The following is a 1,634-nucleotide window of genomic DNA, read 5'->3' as shown; positions in this document are numbered from 1 at the left end:
GGTGGCGTTCTCGAACACCGGGGCCCCGCCGTAGCCCTTCGTGACATCCGAGGCCTCGAGCACCAGCCGGCCGCAGTGCGGCGGCTCGGGGAACCGGTAGCGGACGCGCCGCTGCTTCGCCGGAGCCGCCACGGCCCGGGCGGCCAGGTGATGCACCCTGGTGTCGAGGGTCTTGGCCTTCCGGGCCCGCTTCTCGGTCTGGCCCCGCATCGAGTCGGCCAGCGTCTTCAGCCGCTTGATCTCGGCGTTCTGTCGGTCGGCGAGCGCTGTGAGACGGAGCTCGTCGAGCCGCCTCGCTTCCCGATACTCCGAGTAGGTCCCTCGATAGATCACGACCCCGTCGCGATCAAGGTGCAGGACCCGGCCGATGGCGGCGTCCAACAACTTGATGTCGTGGCTCACCACCATCACCGCGCCCGGGTAGCCGGCCAGGAAGCTCATCAGCCATACTTTCGCGTCGCTGTCGAGGTGATTGGTGGGCTCGTCCAGGAGCAGGACGTCCGAGCCGGCGAACAGGATCCGCGCGAGCTCGAGTCGCCGCCGCTCCCCTCCGGATAGGGCCGCGACGGGGAGGGTCAGCCGGTCCTGGGACAGTCCGAGCCCCCGGACGATCCGGCGAGCCTCGGCTTCGCCCGAGTAGCCGCCCGCCGCGCGGTACCGCTCCTCCAGCCGGGCGAACCTACCCACGGCGGCGTCGGTGGGCCGGACCTCGAGGGTCAGCCGGAGCTTCTCCAACTTCTCGGCCATCGCTTGGAGCCCTCGGGCCTCCAGCACGTGAACGACGGCCGTGTGCTCCTGGTCGGCGCGATGCTGTCGGGGGTCCTGGCGCAGATAGCCCAGCGCTCCTCGTCGGGTCACGGTCCCTCGAACGGCTTGGGCCTCCCCGGCCAGGACCCGGAGCAGGCTGGTCTTTCCGGCTCCGTTCCTCCCGACCACGCCGACCTTGTCCCCCGCCCGGAGGGAGAAGGACAGGTCCTCGAGGATCGTCGCGCCCCCGGCTTCCACGGACAGGCCGGCGGCTTCCAGCAGGCTCATGCCCGGATGGTACCGGCTCCTGGGTCGCAGCCTGGCCGCTTGCTCCGATTCGCGCTCAGATGCGTTCGATCGAGCGAAGCGACATGCGCGGCCCGTACCGCGGCGGGCTCACGCCGGCCGCAAGCAACAGCCGAAGGACGCGCCCCCGATGGCCAGCGAAGGGCTCCAGGAGTTCGAGCATCTGCTCGTCGGTCCCCCGGGGCCGGCCGGTGAACGCCCACGCCACCATGTGGGGGAAGTGGTAGTCGCCGGGCGGAACCGCATCGGCGTCGCCGAGCGCCACCAGGGCCACCTTCGCGGCGCTCCACGGCCCCACGCCGGGGAACGCCTGGATCCGCCGGTATGCCTGCGGGAGAGGCATCCCGACGGCCTCTTCCAGTCGGATGGCACGGGAAGCTGCGGCACGCAGCGTGTCTGCGCGCCGTCGTTCGATCCCCAACGGATGGAACTCCGGATAAGGGGTCCGGGCCAGGGCGTCCGGCGACGGGGGCAGCCGGAGGCCTCCCGGACCGGGCGCCGGCTCGGCGAACGCGCGAACGAGGTTCCGGTACGTCGCGAACGCCTCCGCCCCCGGCACCTTCTGTTCCAGGATGGTGGGG

General features: G+C 71.5%; 2 protein-coding genes. Both read right to left on the bottom strand.

Annotation, left to right across the window (positions count from 1 at the left end):
* Positions 1-1,035, bottom strand: a 1,035-nt coding sequence (locus VGW35_17635; protein ID HEV8309486.1) for an ATP-binding cassette domain-containing protein, incomplete at its 3' end; no start/stop codon positions are given.
* A gap of 55 nt (positions 1,036-1,090) precedes the next feature.
* Positions 1,091-1,634 (bottom strand): DNA-3-methyladenine glycosylase 2 family protein (locus tag VGW35_17630; GenBank protein ID HEV8309485.1); only part of this gene is annotated, 544 nt, incomplete at its 5' end.

It is taken from the genome of Candidatus Methylomirabilota bacterium (assembly GCA_036005065.1).
Taxonomy (GTDB): Bacteria; Methylomirabilota; Methylomirabilia; order Rokubacteriales; family DASRDR01; genus DASYQW01.
This window is presented reverse-complemented; position numbering and strand designations above follow the sequence as displayed.